General features: G+C 44.3%; 18 protein-coding genes. 9 read left to right on the plus strand and 9 right to left on the minus strand.

What is annotated here, in order from left to right; genetic code table 11:
• The first annotated feature begins 222 nt into the window (after positions 1-222).
• The 6 genes from FEM33_RS01825 to FEM33_RS26500 all read left to right on the plus strand — a co-directional run bounded on the left by FEM33_RS01825 (position 223) and on the right by FEM33_RS26500 (position 7,652).
• Positions 223-2,514 (plus strand): Rv1355c family protein, encoded by a 2,292-nt coding sequence (locus tag FEM33_RS01825; RefSeq protein WP_139010414.1) that lies wholly within the window; start codon positions 223-225, stop codon positions 2,512-2,514.
• A complete protein-coding gene (locus tag FEM33_RS01830; protein ID WP_139010415.1) occupies positions 2,514-3,215 on the plus strand; it encodes a hypothetical protein in 702 nt (233 codons plus the stop codon). The genes FEM33_RS01825 and FEM33_RS01830 overlap by 1 nt, the downstream gene beginning before the upstream one ends.
• A 65-nt stretch (positions 3,216-3,280) precedes the next feature.
• The gene (locus FEM33_RS01835; protein ID WP_229214038.1) at positions 3,281-5,386 is read left to right on the plus strand and encodes a sensor histidine kinase; all 2,106 of its coding nucleotides are present in this window, start codon (positions 3,281-3,283) and stop codon (positions 5,384-5,386) included.
• On the plus strand, positions 5,376-6,476 hold the full coding sequence (locus FEM33_RS01840; RefSeq protein WP_139010417.1) for a sensor histidine kinase: 1,101 nt from the start codon (positions 5,376-5,378) through the stop codon (positions 6,474-6,476). The genes FEM33_RS01835 and FEM33_RS01840 overlap by 11 nt, the downstream gene beginning before the upstream one ends.
• Positions 6,473-6,865, plus strand: a complete 393-nt coding sequence (locus FEM33_RS01845) for a response regulator (RefSeq protein ID WP_139010418.1) — start codon at positions 6,473-6,475, stop codon at positions 6,863-6,865. The genes FEM33_RS01840 and FEM33_RS01845 overlap by 4 nt, the downstream gene beginning before the upstream one ends.
• Positions 6,866-7,502: 637 nt before the next feature.
• A complete protein-coding gene (locus FEM33_RS26500; RefSeq protein ID WP_171036436.1) occupies positions 7,503-7,652 on the plus strand; it encodes a hypothetical protein in 150 nt (49 codons plus the stop codon).
• On the opposite strand, the gene FEM33_RS01855 is transcribed toward FEM33_RS26500, so the two are convergent.
• The 4 genes from FEM33_RS01855 to FEM33_RS01870 form a co-directional block, all read right to left on the minus strand.
• Positions 7,653-8,357, minus strand: a complete 705-nt coding sequence (locus FEM33_RS01855) for an L-ribulose-5-phosphate 4-epimerase (RefSeq protein WP_139010419.1) — start codon at positions 8,355-8,357, stop codon at positions 7,653-7,655.
• Between the two features lie 11 nt (positions 8,358-8,368).
• Positions 8,369-9,859 carry an L-arabinose isomerase gene (araA, locus tag FEM33_RS01860; protein WP_139010420.1) on the minus strand — a complete coding sequence of 497 codons (1,491 nt, stop codon included), beginning with the start codon at positions 9,857-9,859 and terminating at the stop codon, positions 8,369-8,371.
• A gap of 12 nt (positions 9,860-9,871) precedes the next feature.
• On the minus strand, positions 9,872-11,566 hold the full coding sequence (locus tag FEM33_RS01865) for a ribulokinase (protein WP_139010421.1): 1,695 nt from the start codon (positions 11,564-11,566) through the stop codon (positions 9,872-9,874).
• Between the two features lie 307 nt (positions 11,567-11,873).
• Positions 11,874-12,578, minus strand: a complete 705-nt coding sequence (locus tag FEM33_RS01870; RefSeq protein ID WP_139010422.1) for an NUDIX hydrolase — start codon at positions 12,576-12,578, stop codon at positions 11,874-11,876.
• Between the two features lie 431 nt (positions 12,579-13,009).
• On the opposite strand from FEM33_RS01870, the gene FEM33_RS01875 reads away from it, so the two are divergent.
• The gene (locus tag FEM33_RS01875) at positions 13,010-13,852 is read left to right on the plus strand and encodes an endonuclease/exonuclease/phosphatase family protein (protein WP_139010423.1); all 843 of its coding nucleotides are present in this window, start codon (positions 13,010-13,012) and stop codon (positions 13,850-13,852) included.
• A gap of 210 nt (positions 13,853-14,062) precedes the next feature.
• Positions 14,063-14,737, plus strand: coding sequence for a DUF4369 domain-containing protein (locus FEM33_RS01880; protein ID WP_229214039.1), 675 nt, complete (start codon positions 14,063-14,065; stop codon positions 14,735-14,737).
• A gap of 48 nt (positions 14,738-14,785) precedes the next feature.
• On the opposite strand, the gene mtgA is transcribed toward FEM33_RS01880, so the two are convergent.
• Positions 14,786-15,472 carry a monofunctional biosynthetic peptidoglycan transglycosylase gene (gene mtgA, locus FEM33_RS01885; RefSeq protein ID WP_139010424.1) on the minus strand — a complete coding sequence of 229 codons (687 nt, stop codon included), beginning with the start codon at positions 15,470-15,472 and terminating at the stop codon, positions 14,786-14,788.
• A gap of 134 nt (positions 15,473-15,606) precedes the next feature.
• Here mtgA and FEM33_RS01890 point away from each other — a divergent pair, with 134 nt between their 5' ends.
• Positions 15,607-16,887 (plus strand): DUF2851 family protein, encoded by a 1,281-nt coding sequence (locus FEM33_RS01890; RefSeq protein ID WP_139010425.1) that lies wholly within the window; start codon positions 15,607-15,609, stop codon positions 16,885-16,887.
• Here the strand turns inward: FEM33_RS01890 and FEM33_RS01895 are convergent.
• The 4 genes from FEM33_RS01895 to FEM33_RS01910 all read right to left on the minus strand — a co-directional run bounded on the left by FEM33_RS01895 (position 16,884) and on the right by FEM33_RS01910 (position 19,905).
• Complete coding sequence (locus FEM33_RS01895; protein WP_138279686.1) at positions 16,884-17,087, minus strand: hypothetical protein; 204 nt, start codon at positions 17,085-17,087, stop codon at positions 16,884-16,886. The two genes, FEM33_RS01890 and FEM33_RS01895, sit on opposite strands and share 4 nt — an antisense overlap.
• 71 nt (positions 17,088-17,158) lie before the next feature.
• Positions 17,159-18,595 (minus strand): CCA tRNA nucleotidyltransferase, encoded by a 1,437-nt coding sequence (locus FEM33_RS01900; protein WP_139010426.1) that lies wholly within the window; start codon positions 18,593-18,595, stop codon positions 17,159-17,161.
• A 156-nt stretch (positions 18,596-18,751) separates the two neighbouring features.
• On the minus strand, positions 18,752-19,123 hold the full coding sequence (locus FEM33_RS01905; protein WP_139010427.1) for a globin domain-containing protein: 372 nt from the start codon (positions 19,121-19,123) through the stop codon (positions 18,752-18,754).
• Positions 19,124-19,131: 8 nt separating this feature from the next.
• Entirely contained in the window at positions 19,132-19,905 is a 774-nt protein-coding gene (locus FEM33_RS01910; protein ID WP_138280613.1) for an AMP nucleosidase, read from the minus strand.
• Positions 19,906-19,911: the final 6 nt, after the last annotated feature.

Raw genomic sequence — 19,911 nt, forward strand, 5'->3', positions numbered from 1 at the left:
ATGCATATTAATTATTTATTTTGACTACGAAGTAATCAATGGTAGTTTTATAGAAATAATTTTACCAATTTGTGTATTAATTAAAACATCGATAAGATATAAAATCTTAAATTTAAAATGCCAATACAAGTAGGATATATTTTGAACGAATATCAATTACATTGATGATTAGTTAAATTTAAGAGAAAATAACTCCTAGAATTGATCCAGAATAATTTAAGCATGTATCATAACCCACAAATCAACAGCATTTACAAACCGGTTTTTATATCCAGAGAACTTTATGCGGATCAGCGGAAATTCAGGTCTTTGATGGAAGATTACCGCGAAAAGATTATCCTGGATTTGTTCAGCTCACAAAAAAAAGAGCTTATCAGAATCAGAAATCCCAGAAAACGTTTGTCAGAAGCTGAAATCGACAGCATATATGCCGATTGGTCCTGTGAAAAGGATACTGACCTGGAAGGATGCTGGATTTATTACCCGTGGTCCAACAGATTGTTGCATATTCTGGACAAAGATGAATTTATAGAACTGAGAACAACGCGGAATCATTACAAGATAGCCCCTCAGGAACAAATTGAACTGTCAAAACGTAAAATCGGCATTATCGGGTTATCCGTTGGACATGCAGTAGCCATAACCATGGCGACGGAACGGGTTTGCGGATCGCTGAAACTTGCGGATTTTGACACATTAGAACTGAGTAACCTAAACAGGATCAGAACGGGTATTCATAATATCGGCATCAACAAATGCATCATCACCGCACGTGAAATTGCGGAAATTGACCCGTTCCTTGAAATAGAATGTTATCCGGAAGGCATTACGCACCATAATATAACGGGTTTTATGACGGATCATGGCAAGCTGGACATTCTGGTGGATGAATGCGATGATCTGGAAATAAAGATCTACTGCCGGGAAATGGCCAAAAGCCTTTCAATTCCGGTGGTGATGGAAACCAGTGACCGCGGAATGCTGGACGTGGAAAGGTTTGACCTCGCGGCGGACAGACCGATCCTGCACGGATTACTGAACGGAATTCCGCATGAGAAGCTTAAAAACATTGCACCGGGAGATCGTGTGCCGCTGGTCATGAAAATAATCGATGCGATGAAAAGTTCTCACCGGGGAAGGGCATCGCTTCTGGAAGTGGGCCAAAGCATCAGCACATGGCCTCAGCTTGCAAGTGCTGTAACCCTGGGCGGCGGAGTGGTGACAGACGTGTGCCGGAGAATACTTCTGAACCAGTTTACCGATTCGGGAAGATATTATGTAGATCTGGAAGAGCTTGTAGCAAATAAACTTCCTGTCAGTGCCTCAACCGTTTATAGTAATCCGAACAAGGAATTTGACTTGTCCCGGGCTATTGAAACGACGGACAACTTACCGCAGCATACCCGTGCTATAATCCCTACCGAATCCGAAATCAGGCAGATTGTAGAAACTGCCACAGGCATGCAGTCTATTGGAAACGATTATCCATGGAAATGGCTTTTCCGGAACGGACGACTTCATTTGTTTCACGACACCTTCCGCTCCTACTCTTTTGCAAACTATAACAACATGGCAGCCCATCTTGCACTCGGCGCTGCTTATGAGAATGTTATTACCGAATGCAGAAATATGGGTTATGAGGTGGAAACGGAATTATCTCCGTCTGAAGACAACCCGGATTTACTGGCCATAATCCATTTTACTGCCAAAAACGACAGCCAAGCCCATACCAGGACAGTCACAACAAACACAGAACCAACCGAAGATGAAATAACAAGTAATGACGCTGATCAGCATGCGCCTTTTCAGCTGGATAACCGGACGTACCATTTGCTGCAGCATGCAGTAGAAAGTGTCAGCAATACAGCATTGCAGTTCATTACGGATAAGGATAAAATTGACAGACTCGGGCGTATAATAGGCGAATGCAACCTCATTATGATGCTTAATGACAATGGCCATCACGATTTTTTTGAAAGGAATATGGATTGGTCAACAGACAATAAGACTGCTCATCGTCGCCATGGTGTGATTTCATTCGGCAACAGTCCTGCCCAGCTTGCGGCGCTGGCCATCATGCGTGACAAGAAAGTTGCCAATGCGATCAAAACGATAGGCGGCGGAAACATGCTGGTGGAAAGTGTGCAGCATGCCGTAGGCGCCGCACCGTGCATTGCTGTTGTCCGTTTGCCGAAAAACGGTCATCATAACTTTTTTTCAGGAGGAATCTCGGCCCAGAGATTATGGCTTCAGGCCGAAGAGCTGGGACTTACACTTCAGCCTTTGCTATCGCCGCTGTTCCTTTTTGCCAGAATAGAATCCGGAGACGGCCTTAATGATGCTGAAAAGGACAAACTCCGTGAATTGCAAAGTCAGTTCCACAGGATTATTGAATCCGATTATCAATCAAGTGAAATATTGATCCTGAAAGTTACAAAAGAAGAAAAACCTGTACTCCAGACGCCCCCACATCCATTAGATGAAATCTTGTTTATGGTAAACAACGAATTTTAATGGTAGCCAAAATCCGAGCATATAAGGCACCTGATGATGTTGAAACCAGTAAAAGGTACGTGGACGAGCACCGGAAAGTACTGGAAGCTTTTGGTGTGAAACAAGTGACATCCGCCAATCTTGACTGGCTATATGATCAGAACACGTACGTGATTATTGTAGAGTCCGAGGATGGCGCAAAAATTTACGGCGGCGGCAGGATCCAGATCAGAAATGAAGCAATGAAATTGCCGATGGAAGGCGCAATCGCAAAAAAGGACACCAGAATATACCCGTATATACAAAACCTGGAAAATTATAAACTTGCCGAATTTTGTGGACTTTTTAACAGCAAGGAAGTAGCAGGATATGGAATCGGCAGTATATTCCTGGGTAGAATCGGAGTTGCAATTACTTCACAAATTGGTGTAGATTATTTGCTTGCACTCTGTTCACCGCCTACATTGCGTCAATGTCTCAGGATCGGGTTCGAAATTATCAGGGATCTGGGCGAAAACGGTGCATTTTATTACCCCAAAGAAGGCCTGATTGCAACTGCCATTATTGTAAATGACCTGAAACAGTTGCCGTTTGCCAATGCAGAAGAAAAAGAACGAATACTTGATTTAAGAGAAAATCCTGTTCAGTTTGCGCTGGAAAAAGGCCCGAAGGGCGAAATAGCCTTGTATTACGAACTGGATATGAAGATTGAAGTTATATGAGACTGGCCGGATATTTTTTTGTTGTTTTTACTACTTTCACGGGCTTCACAGCCTTTGGACAAACTGTGAACTTCACAGGAGGGAATGTCATCATTGGAAAATACCTTGAGATATTTGAAGATAAGTCCGGCAAGATGACTTATAATCAGATTATTAAAGAAAAGGATTTCAGACCTAGCACAGACAATACCCCGAATATGGGCCTAAGCCAGTCCACTTTCTGGATCCGGTTTGCCATTGCCAACAAAAGTGCCGACCCCAACCTTTATCTTGAACTTGCGCATCCTACTATACGGGACTGTGAACTGCTGGATGTAAGCGGAAAAGACATAAAATTCGTCAGATATCACGAAAACGATGTTTTTCACATCAGAAAAATCAAGCATCAGAACCTGGTTTTCAACCTTGTGATCAAGCCGGATCAGCAAAAGTTTTATTATCTGAAGGTTAAAGGTTCCAATCAGGTGATTTTGCCCCTTATTTTACATGACCAGGAACATTTTCTGGAATCTTCGCAGCTATCCGAAACCATCAACGGTATTTTTACCGGCATTATCATTGTGATGGTTTTGTACAACCTCTTTATTTACTTCTCCACCCGTGATAAAAGCTATCTGTTTTATGTACTTTACGTTCTGTCGGTTGGACTTGCGCAAACTGCACTTTCAGGCTATGCCTTCAAGTACATATGGCCGAATTCACCGCATTTTAATGCCGTAGCTACCGTCTGGTTTTCGGGGTTTGCGGGTATATTCGCCATGCTCTTTGTGAAGAATTTTCTTCAGTTGAAGGAAAAATGGCCGTTCGGGATCGTCATCATCAATGTGATCATTGTGCTGTATTCCTCCACCGGATTGCTGAATCTGGCCGGCTTCGAACTTCTCAGCTACAGAGCCGTTGACGTTGCCGGCGTGGTTGGTGCCATCGGATTGTTTGTTGTGGGTTTCAAGCTTTCCAAAGAAAATTACCGCCCGGCCAAACTGTTCCTTACCGCATGGACACTGTTTTTGCTCGGACTGTTTCTTCTGGTTTTACGGAATATCAACATCTTGCCGTACAATGCGCTGACAACCTATACCATGCAGCTTGGCTCCATTATGGAAGTAGTTTTGCTTTCCATTGCACTTGCGGACAAAATCAACATTTTCAAGAAAGAAAGAGAAGAATCTCAGGCGCAGGCACTGCGTGTGTCCATGGAAAACGAGAAAATCATTCTGGAACAAAATGCCTTTCTGGAAAAAAGTGTCAATGAACGGACGGCAGAACTGCAATTCGCAAACCGGGAACTCAACACGGCGCTTACGCAGCTGAAAGATACACAGACCCAATTGATCGATTCGGAAAAAATGGCATCGCTCGGTCAGCTTACGGCAGGCATTGCACATGAAATCAACAATCCGATCAATTTTGTAAGCTCCAACATCCGTCCGTTGCGGCGGGACATTGACGATGTGCTGGAAATTCTTGATTCATATGATGAAATCAAACAGGTGGATTCGATAGAAAGCCTTCAGAACAAGATCAGTGAAATCGAGCAGCTTAAAGAAGAGCTGGACCTGGATTATATCAAAACGGAACTGGGCACGCTGCTGAAAGGAATGGAAGACGGTGCAAGCCGTACCGTCGAGATTGTGAAAGGGCTTAAAATCTTTTCAAGAGTGGACGAAGCAGACCTTAATCTTGCCAATATCAACGAAGGGATCGAGTCCACGCTGATTATTCTGAATTACCAGATGGGAAATTCAATCGAGCTGGTAAAAGATCTTGGAAACATCCCGAGCATCGAATGTTATGCAGGAAAGATCAATCAGGTTTTTATGAACATCCTGACCAATTCCATATACGCCCTTTTAAAAGAAAAACATGAAAACAGCAAACCGACCATTTGGGTAAAATCCTGGCTGATGGATCCAGAACACATTGCCATATCCATGCGGGACAATGGCCCCGGTATGAAACCCGAAGTGCGTGCGAAAATATTTGAACCTTTTTTTACTACCAAACAGGTTGGTGACGGAACAGGTCTCGGACTTTCCATCGTATTCAAAATTATCGAAGTTCATCAGGGAAACATTCAGGTAAATACCGAAGTAGGAAAAGGCACCGAGTTCCTGATCACACTTCCTGTAAAACGTAAAATGCGCCCAATCCAAGAATTCAATGAGCAATAAATCTATTTCAATTCTTTACATTGACGACGAAGAGCACAACCTGCATTCCTTCAAAGCCTCTTTCCGAAAGCAGTATGATATCACCATTACGCCTTCCGTAGTGGAAGCCGAGCAGATTCTGGAAAGCAAGGACTTCTGTATTATTCTTGCCGATCAGCGCATGCCGATTATGACCGGCGTACAGTTTTTCGAAAAAATACGGACCCGTTATCCAAAGCCGATCCGCATCCTCATCACCGGCCATACGGATATCGGCGCAGCGATTGACGCGATTAACAAAGGAGAAGTTTTCAGGTTTATAGACAAGCCGTGGGATTACAAATATGTGGAAAATGCCATCACGCACGCCTACGATATTTACAAAACGCGGGAAGATCTCAAACAGCGGAACATGGAGCTGCAGAAAGCCAATGAAGAACTGGACAAATTCGTTTACAGCGCTTCACATGACCTGCGCGCGCCACTGATGTCGGTACTCGGCATTGTAAACCTGGCGCTGATTGAAGACGACGTAAAGTCCCAGAATGAATATCTGGAACTCATTCGGCAATCGGTTAAAAAACTGGATACCTTCATCATCAATATCATTGACTATTACAAAAATGCAAGAGGCGTGCCCGTTGTTACGAGCATTAATTTTGAGGAACTGATTACCGAGGTGCTGGCGACGATCAAGTATTTGCCCGAGTACGGAAATCTTCATTTTACAACAGAAATAGATCAGTCCGGCGTATTTATGTCGGATGTTATGAAACTGCGGATTATATTTAACAATCTGATCAACAATGCCATCAAATTTCAGGACCCGGCCAAATCACAGCCCTTTGTACGTCTTTCGGTAAAATGCACTGCGGCGCATGCCAGGATCGTCATAGAAGACAACGGTTTCGGGATCAAGGAGGCGGATCAGGACAAGATATTCAAGATGTTTTACCGGGCGGGTGCCACAAACAGCGGCTCGGGTATCGGATTATACATTGTGCATGAAGCGATTATCAAACTGGGCGGCGAAATCCATGTAAAATCACAGCCAGGACAAGGGAGCCGGTTTGAAATCAATATTCCTTCCATACAAAACAAACCGTCATGAGCGCACTGTTTAACTTTTTGTTAATTGATGACAGCGCCTTTGATCTGTTGATCTATGAGAAGTTTCTTTTAAAAAGCGGCATTTCAGAATCTGTCAGAACGTTCAATTCTGCCAGAGATGCCTTGAAATTCCTGCTGGATGAAGCAACATCTCTGCCGGAAACGATCATATTGCTGGATTTGCAGATGCCTGATATGAATGGCTTTGAATTCATCGAAGCATACGATGCAGCGCCTGATTTCCTGAAAGAAAAAATCCGGATCTTCATGCTTTCTTCCACGATTGATTCCCGCGATATTGAAAAAGCAAAGGCAAGCACGCATATTATTGACCTGCTTCCCAAGCCTTTAGACATAGCAAGCCTTAAAATGAAGCTTTCCATAAATTAAGCCTCATTTAACAATAACTGCATTTTTCAGCCAATTGAATGCGATAATCGGCTGAATGTAACTTTACGTATATAATTTATAAAACAGGGCTTATTCTAAATATCGTATACACAGTTTGCCCTAAAATGTAACAATTTAAGAAAATAGTAATATTATTTATTCTGAAAACAAGCCGAAAAATCAGTAATTATTAAATTATTTTACTTATATTTATAATTATTATTATAAAATTTCAGGTTTTCCATGTTCAGGTATGTCTTTGTTGGTGTCGCAGAATCCCTGTATATACATTAAAATACTCAATGATTGATGAAAACTGATAGCAAGACCCTGTCCGAAATTTTAAAGCTTCATGCAGAATACGTTAAAGAGGTTGAGTTCAGTGGTATTAAACCTTTGTCAATTGAAATTTACAAAACTAATTCTCACAACTTTGTACGCTGGATTCAGGATGATTTCAATCCCGGAAGCAAACTGCGCAGAGATGTAGCTAATTGACTGTTATTGCGAACACTATACTCAACGTTACCAATTCTTTGAAACTACCTTTCCTTTCTGCTGCAGAAAGGAAGGTAGTTTTTTTTATGTCCGGATCTTTCTTAAGTTTGATGTACAAACCTGAATTTTTATTAACCCTATGCTGTTTACACTCTTTAATTTACTGAAAGGCCGCTTTTCCAAAGATGCGATCAATGAAGCAAAGGCCAGCGAAAAGCGAATGTCCCGTCAGGAAGCCCTTCAGCAGATGAGGAACATCGCCGCCAAGCGTACCGAAAAGAAAAACTGATCAGCAGCTCTGCCCGTAATAGGCATCCTTGCCGTGCTTCCGGAAATAATGCTTGTCTACAAGACTTTGTTTGATAGCCTGTGCCGACGGATTGATCTGTAAAGTCAGAAACGCCATTTTTGCTATTTCTTCCAGCACCACGGAATTGTACACAGCTTTACCGGGATCTTTTCCCCATGTAAAAGGCCCGTGACAAGCTACAAGCACCATTTCCACTTCTTCCGGGCTCAGCCCTTTTTTGGTGAAAATATCCAGAATCTGGTTTCCGGTTTCCAGCTCGTAATCCCTCCGGATCATTTCATCCGACATCACTTCCGTTACCGGTACCGAAGGCGTCAGATGATCTGCATGCGTCGTGCCAAGGTTTGGAATCGGCATGATGGCCTGTGCCCAGGCAACGGCATAAGTGGAATGCGTATGACAAACCCCGCCGATTGAAGGAAAGTTTTTATAAAGCAAGGTATGCGTTTTGGTATCCGAGGAAGGCCGCATTTTTCCCTCAACAACATTATTTTCCAGATCCACAATCACAATATCCTGAACCGTCAGTTTGCTGTAAGGTATGCCGCTGGGCTTAATCGCCACCACGCCCTCATTCCGGTCAATGCCGCTTACGTTGCCGAAGGTGACGATGGCCAGTTCTTCTTTGGGTATTTCCATATTGGCCTCGTAGACCAATTCTTTTAGATAAGTATATCTTGACATGTAACCGGGAATTATTTGTAATAGGCTTCACTCCATCTCAATTCATTTTTGAGTTGGCGCAAGGTTGTATTTTTATCAATAACCACCAGTTCCACACCCGTCATTTCCGCAAATGCTTCAATATGTTCTGTATGGAGGTTCTGGCTGTAAACGGTATGATGCGCACCGCCTGCGTATATCCATGCCGCACAGGCTGTCTGCATGTCCGGCTGAGGTTTCCAGAGAACGCGTGCAACCGGCAGTTTCGGAAGTTCTTCCGCTGTTTCCACCGCTTCCACTTCATTCACCAAAAGTCTGAAACGATTGCCCATATCAATCAGGGAAACATTGATGGCCGGACCGGCTTTCGAGTTAAAAACCAGCCGTACAGGATCTTCCTTCCCTCCGATTCCCAAGGCATGTATCTCGCACGACGGCTTGCCCTTTGCGATTGTCGGACAGATTTCTAGCATATGCGACCCCAGAACGAGGTTATTGGCCGGATTGAAATGATAAGTATAATCTTCCATAAAGGAATTTCCGCCTTCCAGTCCGCTGCCCATTACTTTCAGCGCACGGACCATGGCAGCCGTTTTCCAGTCGCCTTCGCCGGCATAGCCGTAACCGGCCGCCATCATCCGCTGCGAACCGATTCCCGGCAGCTGCTTCATGCCATGCAGGTCTTCAAAAGTATTGGTATAACCCTTGAAATTACCGTCTTCGAGGAAATGCTTCATTCCGAGTTCGATGCGGGCTGCATCGCACAGGGCTTGATACCTTTCGTTCCCTTTTCTGAGTTCCGGTGCAAGTGCGTACACAGCTTCATACTCTTCAGTCAGCAATCCGACTTCCTGATCCGAAACGGCATTGATCACGGCAACCAGATCACCGACCGCATGCGTATTGACGGAAAATCCGAAGGTCATTTCCGCAGCTACCTTGTCGCCTTCCGTAACGGCAACCTGACGCATATTATCCCCGAACCGAACAAACCTGGCGCCCTTCATGTCATGCCTTGCAGCAGCTACACGCGTCCAATGCCCAACGCTGTCCGCAACATGCTGCTGCTGCCAATGCCCCACGATTACTTTACGGTTCAGCCGCATTCGGGTCATGATAAACCCGAATTCCCTGTCTCCGTGCGCCGACTGGTTCAGGTTCATAAAATCCATGTCAATGTCAGCCCACGGAATATCGCTGTTGTATTGCGTATGCAGATGCAGCAATGGTTTTTGCAAAATCTGAAGGCCGCGTATCCACATTTTGGATGGTGAAAACGTATGCATCCATGCAATGATGCCAATGCATAAGCCCGTGCTGTTTGCTTCCTGCATGATGTTATAGATTTCATCAGGCGTTTTTACAACAGGCTTGAACACTACTTTTACCGGAACTGCCGGCAACTGGTCAAGGTAATTACTGATTTTAAGTGAATGTTCATCGACTTGGCGGAGTGTTTCTTCACCGTATAAATGTTGGCTCCCGGTTACGAACCAGACTTCAAATTGTTTCAGATCAAGCATTTAAGAGTTATTTCAAGAGTTAGTTAAAGCAGGAGTTATTGGGCTTTCATTTGTAATCTGCACATGCTGCAAAAATTCATTTTCCAGGAATGCCCCGGACCGGAGATATTTCTGATAAAGCAACTGGTAAATTTCCGCCTGTTCCGGCCGTGGATTGTAAACCGTATCAAACCCTGAACTCATGGCTTGCTGCGCTTCCGGCAGTGTTTGATGAATACCCGATGCAACGGCTGCAAACATGGCTGCACCCAGTGCGCACGCCTGTTCCGAAGCAGCAACTTTAATGGGCATATTCAAAACGTCCGCAAGTGTCTGCATCACAAACGGTGATTTTTTGGCAACACCCCCGATTGCAATCACCTGATGAATCGGGATGCCTTCGCTTCTGAACCTTTCCACAATACTTTTTGACCCGTACGATGTGGCTTCCACCAGTGCCTTGAAAATCCGGGCATGATCGCTGGCAAGGTTCAAGCCCAGGAGAGCTCCTTTCAAGGTATGTTTGGCATCAGGAGTCCGGCGGCCGTTCATCCAGTCTACGGCAACAAGATCTTTTTCGGTGACTGGAAGTTCGGAAGCTTGCTGCGCGAGATATGGAATCAGTTTCTTCGACAATTCATGTGCTTCCTGGTCTCCAAGTAAATTCCTGACCGGCTCTACAATCAGCTTTGCAAACCAGGCATAAATATCGCCAAATGCCGATTGTCCGGCTTCCATACCCAGCATGCCCGGCACAATGGACCCGTCCACCTGCCCGCAAATGCCTTTGATCAGCAAGTGCCCGGCTTCTTCATTGGGCGCGATCAGCATGTCACAAGTAGAAGTTCCGATTACTTTGCACAAAGAATATGGTTCGATGGAAGCGCCGACCGCGCCCATGTGAGCGTCAAAAGCCCCTACTCCGATGATTACATTGTCCGGAATGCCCAGCTTCTCAACCCATTTCGCAGAAATGACACCGAGTTTTTTATCCGAAGTTTCTGTATTTGTAAAAAGCCTGTCACGCATTCCGTCGAGCAAAGGATCGAGTTCCCTGAAAAAGGCATTGGAAGGCAGGCCGTCAAATTCCTGGTGCCATAATGCTTTGTGCCCTGCCGCACAGCGTGATCTTTTCAGTTTCAAGGGATCTGTATCGCCGGTAAGTTCCGCCGATATCCAGTCGCAGTGCTCCACCCACGAGAACGCCTTTTCCCGTACATCCGGATCAACCCTGAGAATGTGCAGCATTTTAGCCCAGAACCATTCCGAAGAATAAATGCCGCCTACATATTTTGTATAATCCACCGGCCAGTTATGTGCCAGCAAATTGATTTCTTCTGCCTCGGCATTGGCTGTATGATCTTTCCAAAGCACAAACATGCCGTTCGGATTATCTTCCATTCCGTCAAGCAAGGCCAAAGGCGTGCCGTTCCGGTCAACGGCTACGGGCGTAGAACCGGTTGTGTCTACAGAAATGCCGCGGATGTTTTCCCGGACCTCGGCCGACGATTTTTCCAGTGCATGCAATACGGCCTGTTCCAGTCCTTCCAGATAATCGAGCGGATGCTGGCGAAACCGGGATACAGAGGCATCGCAGTATTTGCCCTGCTTCCATCTCGCATATTCCTGAACGGCCGTTCCGGCGTGCGCCCCGGTGCGTGCATTTACAATGAGTGTGCGTACGGAGTCCGTACCAAAATCAATTCCAATTACGTAATCTTCGGTCATATAAGGTGAGGAATAAGGTCAATGCGAATTTGTATTTATGGCTTTTGGCTTTTGGCTTTTGGCTTTTGGCTTTTGGCTTTTGAATATAAATTTTTAAAAACAGTCCGTGTTACTGATCAATAGCCTGAAATTTGTTTTGGAATGATATAATTTAATTAATCAGTTAACAAATATAATTAAATATGTTTATAGTGTTTATTTGACACAATTTAAGATGCCGGTTATAATCCAATCAGTTCAGGTTCCCGGTTCACACGGCATGTGTGCATTCTGCTGTCTTTACAGACCAATAAAATACCCTTTTCCCTTACACCTGTTTCATGGAATCCGGCATAAAATTCCAGAACGAATGAAATTTTTCTCTATACTTCAAGGTGTCCAGCCGGTATAAAGTAGCTTTTTTTGTGGCGCTGTTGTTGTTTTTAAAACCGGTATCAATCAGCAAACCGGTGGAAAGCAGCTTTCGGCTGAAATTTCTGCGATCAATCGGAATATTGTAAATGGCCTCATATAGTTTCTGAAGCTGCGGAATTGTAAATAGATCCGGTAAAAGTTCAAACCCGATCGGATGCAAGGCGGCCTTGTATTTAAGATGTTCAATAGCCCTGCAAACCATTTCTTCATGATCAAATATCAGTTTAGGCCGGTTTTCCAGTGAAATCCAGTAGGCATTGTGACTGCGGACTGCCTCCGAATCGTGATAATCAATCCGGATCAGTGCAAAAAACACAACGGAAACGGTGCGCTCCGCCGAATCCCTGTCTACTTTCCCGAATGTTTCCAGCTGCTCGACATAAATATTTTTCAGTCCGGTCAGGTTGTATAATATCCTCGACGCACCATCCGTAAGATCTTCATCCAGATTAAGAAAGCCGCCCATTAATGACCATTTTCCGCTTTCCGGCTCAAAGTTTCTCTTGATCAGCAGTAATTTGATATCCTTTCCGTCAAAACCAAAGATAATACAGTCAATAGCAACAAGTATACGCGATGCTTGCGGATAATTATTCATGTAAACAGAGTTAGAGCAGTGCAGTCCGATGATGCTTATGTTACTTTAATGGTTATTGTGACGCAAGATTTTCTTAAGGTAACACAATTTCATACCAAGAAAGTAAAAAATACAACCGGACTACTTGGCCAAATAACTGCATAAGTAATAAATATTCCCAATAAATTTATGTATCGCTCTAAAATTCCGGCCGGATTCACAAACATAGTTGCACGGCCTATGTAGACAAACCTGCAAGAAAATTCTTCACGCCTGCAAAATCCTGCATGCAACGGCCCCTGCGGGGCCTCCTGTTTCCCGGAAAGCCAAAAGGTGTTGCCGCGTCATACCCCGTAGCGGCCGCCTCTTTCCATTCGGAATGCTTCCATTTAAAAACTATTTGCCGATATTTAAATCCCGAACAACCATCCGTTTTCAATAAACTTTTTACAATGAAAAAAATCATCCTTTGTTTTACTTTCCTGCTGATGTTAACTCAAATTTCACAGGCACAAAAATCGGCTTACATTAACATTGCATCCTATAACCTGCGGTACAATACACCGAATGACGGCATCAATGCATGGCCAAACCGCAAAGAAAATGTCAAAGGATTGATCCGTTTTCATGAATTTGAAATTTTCGGGGTTCAGGAAGCACTTGTCGGACAATTAAAGGATGTAGCCGAATTAACTGATTTTACTTACATCGGAAAAGGCCGTGACGACGGCAGGGAAGGTGGCGAACATTCGGCTATTTTTTATAAAAAAGATCGGTTCAAACTGCTGACATCCGGCGATTTCTGGCTGAGCGAAACGCCCGAAAAACCGGGCAAAGGCTGGGATGCAACTTGCTGCAACCGGATTTGTTCGTGGGGAAAATTCCAGGACGTTATTTCCAAAAAAGAATTCTTCTTTTTCAATGTTCATTTTGATCATCAAGGCGTTGAAGCACGCAAGCAATCCGGTACTTTAATGGTAAGGAAAATCAATGAAATTGCAGGAAAGTCAACCGTTATCCTGACTGGTGATTTCAATTCTACGCCGGACACTGAACAGATCCAATCCATCAAAAGCATTCTGAACGATTCGCACGATGTAACCAAACAGCCTGCATATGGACCCGAAGGCACTTTCAACAGCTTTAAATTCGATGCATTAATGGACAAAAGAATTGATTATATATTCGTCAGTAAAAATATTGAAGTGCTTAAATACGGCGTTTTAACGGATGCAAATGAGCAGCGTTATCCTTCGGATCATCAGCCGGTCTTCATAAAAGCTTTGATCAGATAAAGTTAAAAACCGCCGGTTAAAACAACCTGAACGGTCAGCAGAAAGCTAAATTATTGAAAGATCAAATGGCTGTTTATCGAAAAACATTTCGGACAAATAACAGTTTTCCCAGACACCTTCATGCACTGCTGCTTGATGTTATTTTCAAGCGGCAGTTGACTGATTCCGCTAACAATGATAAAATCAAAAGCTGCGCTGAACCTATCCGGAATGACCCGAATTTTAAAAATTACTTTTGCTTTTCTGTTATTTTTGAACCCGGCATTTGCACAGAATGTCCGAATCAAAATTGACGGCCCGGCCGTAATGAAAGGCAGAAAGGCAATAATCCTTACGCGTGAAAAAGAATTTGCAGCCGTTGTACATTCCATAAAGCTCAGTGGTGACAGCATAAACCTGCAAATGGACCCCGACTTACTGCCGGACCTTTATCAATTGCAGGTTTCAGGAATGAAAGGATCTCTGACTTTTTTCTTTGAATCGGGAATGCGTATTCTGCTGGATACCAATGATGTTTCCCGTTCGCTTATTTCCGGTTCAGCAAGCAACAGCGAATGGCAATATTTTCATAAAAGCATCAGACAGCCTTCTGAACTGAAAGTAAACGACTTTTTAAAGAAGGAAGCCAAAGCCAGAAAAAGCAATTTGCCCGACAGTGTTAATTACTGGAGAAATCTGCAGGAAATTGAAAAGGAAGACTTGAATCTAAAAACCTTGCTGTTTATTCAGGAACATCCCCGCTCCTATGTAAGCCTGTATTTACTGAAAACAAACTGGTATGTATTCCGGCATCAGGAAGCATTTGAAAAGCTGGACAGCTCGCTTTTTCATCACCGTACTTACAGGTATCTGAAAGAAAAGAAAAAGGCGGTCAGCAGAAAATAAAATACGGCATGTCGGATGTAAAATGTACAATTTGATTGACTGGAATATTTACAAATCCGCAATGTATTTTTGTCCGCCGAGTGCACGCATTTGCCTTACAATTTGCCCTGTTCGTTTGTTTACGTAGGACGACGGATTTTTGATAGAAAAGCGGATTGGATTTGGCAAAACCGCCGCTATTCTTGCCGCTTCATACCTTGATAATTTCTTGGCCGATTTTTTATAATAACGCAAAGAAGCTGCTTCCACCCCAAAGGTCATTTTTCCCATTTCTGCTACATTCAGATATACTTCCAGAATACGCTCCTTGTCCCAGATAAGCTCGATTAAAACGGTAAAATAAGCTTCAAGTCCTTTTCTGACCAGGCTTCTTCCGTGCCACAGAAATACATTTTTTGCAACTTGCTGCGATATGGTACTTGCCCCGCGTGCACGTTTTCTTTTTTCAGTTACAGCATTGTAAATCTGGTCAAAATCAAAGCCCCAGTGTTTTGGGAAATTCTGGTCTTCCGACGCTACAACTGCCAGTGCAACTTCCCTCGAAATATTTTCATACGGCTCCCAGTCATGATGAATTTCCGTGTCTTCATCCTCTTTGAACGCATTGAATTTACAGGACAACATATATGGCGTAATCCATACCGGCAAAAACTTGAGAATCAATACCCAGACAATTGAAATACCAAAAAAAAGAATGAGAATTCTTAGCGCAATAAATTGCAAACGGAAGAGCATAAAACTTTTTTACTTCTAAATCAGAAACCAAACGATAAAACCTGCGTACAAATAACAGAAACTAATCAGGTTTAGACAAAGAAAACAAAGCACATTCTTGGTAAATATTTCTACAAATTTCATTTTCTGAATTTATGAATGAAGATATCCTGAGTTTTATATGGCGATTCCAATATTTCCACGCGGCAGGTCTTAAAACGGATGAAAATGCGGCGCTTTCCGTGATTCGTACAGGTTATAGAAACAGCCATGCAGGCCCCGATTTTTCAGAAGCATGCGTCATGATTGACGGTATTCAATGGATCGGAAATATTGAGATCCATATCCGTTCATCGGACTGGTATAAACATGCACATGAAAAAAACAAGGCTTATGAAAGCGTTGTACTGCATGTGGTTTGGGAAAATGATCAGCCGGTAATTCGTCAGGATGGCACTTTACTTCCTACGCTGACCATGCATGGCATTGTAGAACAGTCTGTGCTGGACAGATATATCCGTTTACAGCAGCAACCCGAAGTCATTCCATGTGCAAGCATGTTCCCGGAAGTCAATCCGATTATCAAAACGGCCATGCTCGACAGCGTTCTGGCAAAACGGCTGCATAAAAAATCGGAAGAGGTTTATGAATTATTAACAGAAAACCGGAATGACTGGGAAGAGACAGCATACCAATGGATTGCCCGGCATTTTGGGTTCAAGCTCAATGACGATGCTTTTTTAAATCTCGTAAAAAATATTACCGGTAAAATCATCAGGAAATCAAGCATTGATATTCTGCAGACCGAAGCTTTGCTGTTCGGATGTGCAGGATTAATTCCTGAAAAATCAGATGACATTTATGTGAAAGAATTACAGACAGAATTCCGGTTTTTAAGTGCCAAATACAATCTGACCGGGAAAGTAATGCATAGCCATGAGTGGAAGTTCGCCAGACTGCGGCCCGCAGGTTTCCCGACCGTACGGCTGGCGCAGCTTGCGCAGTTGTTTACAAGAAAAAGCAGCTTGTTTTCCCAGTTGATTTCAGCCAATACATATGCCGGACTGCAGTCCATGTTCCGCCTTGAACAATCCGTATACTGGCAGGAGCATTACCTGTTCAATAAAACGGCGGTTTCCAAAGTGCCGTTTATAGGAAAAGATGCCGTTGATTTACTGATCATCAATGCTGCTGTTCCGCTGCTCGTCGCTTATTCCCGGCAACGGCAAAAACCGGAACTGATGGAAACGGTGATGCATCTTCTGACCGGAATCCCTGCCGAAAACAACCGCATTACGCGGGAATGGAACAAAGTCGGAATGCGGGTAACTTCCGCCGCTGATTCGCAGGCATTGGTTGAATGGTACAATCATTATTGTACAAGCCGGAAATGCCTGGAATGTTCGGTCGGAGCGGCATTGGTGCGCAGTGCCTAGCTTCGGCTTACAAGGTTAACGCCCGTCAGCAAAAAAACGGTTCCTACCAGAAAAGGAACAACGGATTCCCATTTGGAGACGGTTAGCCCGAGCACGGGTTTGTCCGACAAAAAAGCAACGCATGCAAACAACAATACGGAAATGCCGAGTAAAGTAAGAAGTGAGCCGAAAAAACGTTTGAACTGGGTATTATTTTCCATTTGATACAGTTTGAGGAGCATTTTTTATTTAAAACAACCAGTTTTGGTACAGCTGATATATTGTTGCCGAACTATTCAAAAGTCGTACCCGTGGATTGTACCGTAAGGCCTATTTTTTCTCCTTCTCGCACCATATATGCAAATGCGGGTTCATACTCGTTCGGAATAATGCCTTCCAGAATGGCTTCACGGACAATTTCCTTGATGATGCCCACTTCTTTCGCAGGTTTCAGTCCGAACGTTTCCATGATGATTTCTCCGGTTATAACTGGCTGGAAATTGCGCAGTTTGTCCCGCTCTTCCAGATCTTTCAGTTTCTGTTCGACCAGATCGAAGTTGTGCAGAAAACGTTTGACCTTGTCGGGATTTTTGGAAGTAATATCGGCGCGGCACAACTTCATCAATGCTTCTATATCTTCGCCCGCTTCCACAAGCAGACGCCGCATGGCCGAATCCGTAATTTCTTCTTTTGACAACACAATTGGGCGGAGATGCAGGCGAACGAGTTTTTTAACAAACCGCATTTTTTCGTTCAACGGCAGTTTCATGCGCCGGAAAATGACCGGAACCATTCTTGCGCCTACTTCCTCGTGATTGTGAAAAGACCAGCCTACCTTTTTATCGAATTTTTTGGTTGCAGGTTTTGCAATATCATGCAAAATGGCCGCCCAGCGAAGCCAGAGATCGTCGGTGTGCTGCGAAACATTGTCGAGCACCTGCAGCGTATGGTAAAAATTGTCTTTATGTCCTTTTCCGTCAATCGTCTCCACGCCCAGCAACTCAATCATTTCCGGAAAAATAATCGCCAGAATCCCTGCATGATAAAGCAGTTTGAAACCGTAAGAAGGTGTCGGTGAAAGAATGATCTTGTTCAGTTCGTCCGAAATACGCTCCGCAGAAACAATACCGATCCGATCTTTCATTTTGATAATGGCATCAAATGTATCCGGTTCAATATCAAAGTTGAGCTGACTTGCAAACCGGATGGCGCGCATCATTCGCAGCGGATCATCGGAAAACGTAATTTCAGGTTCCAGGGGTGTACGGATGATCTTGCGTTTCAGGTCACGGACGCCGTCAAACGGATCAACGAGCTCGCCGAACGTGCCTTTGTTCAGGCTGATGCCCATTGCATTGATCGTAAAATCCCGCCGGTTCTGGTCATCGCTCAGCGTTCCGTCCTCCACAGCAGGCTTTCGGGAATCGGCCCGGTAAGATTCTTTTCTTGCACCGACAAATTCAATTTCCAGGTCACCCTGCCTGATCTGCGCAGTACCGAAATTTTTGTAGATACTTACAAAAACATCCGGTCCAAGCCGGCCGGCAACCAGTTCCGCAAGCTCGATTCCGCTTCCGACCGAAACAACATCAATGTCCTTGCTGGCACGCTTAAGTATAAGATCCCTTACAAATCCGCCGATTATATATGCCTCCGCGCCCAGTTCAGCCGCAGCATTTGCAACGGTTTCAAGGATCGGAAATCGGATTAACTGCTCTTTGAAATTCATGCGGCAAAGGTAAATAATTCTCGTGGTCCAAATGTCCCGTACTGTAAAATGGTGCTAGTTTTAAACTATAAATATTGACTTCTGATCTGTAATCTTTTAAGTTCGAAATGCCAGCCTGAACGGCCGTTTATCTGGAATTTAAATTCCGGTTTACCCTCAGGTATTAACCATAAAAAAAGCAGTTCTCGGAAAACGGTCAAACAATTCGTCTTTCAGTTCTTTGCTGATCGGCAATTGTCCGACGGCTTCCGACATGCATTGCAGCCACGCCACTGCATCGTCTTCGGTGATGGTGTGCGGCATATGTCGCGCGCGCATCATTGGATGGCCGTAAACATCGGAATAAAGCTGCGGTCCGCCCAGAAACTGCGTCAGAAACAGACGCTGTTTTTCTTTGATCAATTCCTTGTCGCTCCGGAAAAGCCTGGAAATAAGTTCATGGGCAAAAACGAGATCATAAAACTTGTCGGTCAGTTGCCGTAACGCTGCATCGCCTCCGATGCGTTCATATAATGTAAGCTCATTCATTTTTGCAATCAGTTTTCAAACCTGAGGTGTTTTACCGACGCGCCCGAGCGGGCCAGTTCGGTCAATGCTTCAATGCCGATTTCCAGGTGCATCTTGACATAGTTTGTCGTTACTTTCTTGTCGCTTTCTTCCGTTTTCACGCCCTCCGGAACCAGCGGGTTGTCGGAAACCAGCAGCAGCGCGCCATGCGGAATGGAATTCGCAAAACCCACAATAAAGATGGTCGCCGTTTCCATGTCAATGGCCATGGCCCGGATTTCTCTCAGATATTCCTTGAAACTGTCGTCATGTTCCCAGATCCTTCTGTTTGTGGTGTAAACCGTTCCTGTCCAGTAATCCATTTTATGCTTGGCAATGCTTGCCGAAACTGTACTCTGCAGGCGGAACGAAGGCAATGCAGGAATTTCGGCAGGCATGTAATCGTCGCTTGTACCCTCGCCGCGGATAGCCGCGATCGGCAGAATAAGGTCACCAACCTGCGTTTTTTTCAAGCCGCCGCATTTGCCCAGAAACAGTACTGCTTTCGGGTTGATAGCTGATAAAAGATCCATAACCGTAGCTGCCATCGGGCTTCCCATTCCGAAATTAATAATCGTAATGTCCTTGGCAGTAGCCGTTTGCATGGCTCTGCCCTGCCCTTTTACCTCCACGCCGAACTTCTCTGCGAACATCGTTACATAATTCACAAAGTTGGTCAGCAGGATATAACTTCCGAAATCTTCCACGGCAGTTCCGGTGTAGCGCGGAAGCCAGTTTTCTACAATTTGCTCTTTGGTAGTCATCATTCT

Source organism: Dyadobacter flavalbus, from assembly GCF_006149045.1.
In the GTDB taxonomy this organism is placed as follows: Bacteria; Bacteroidota; Bacteroidia; order Cytophagales; family Spirosomataceae; genus Dyadobacter; species Dyadobacter flavalbus.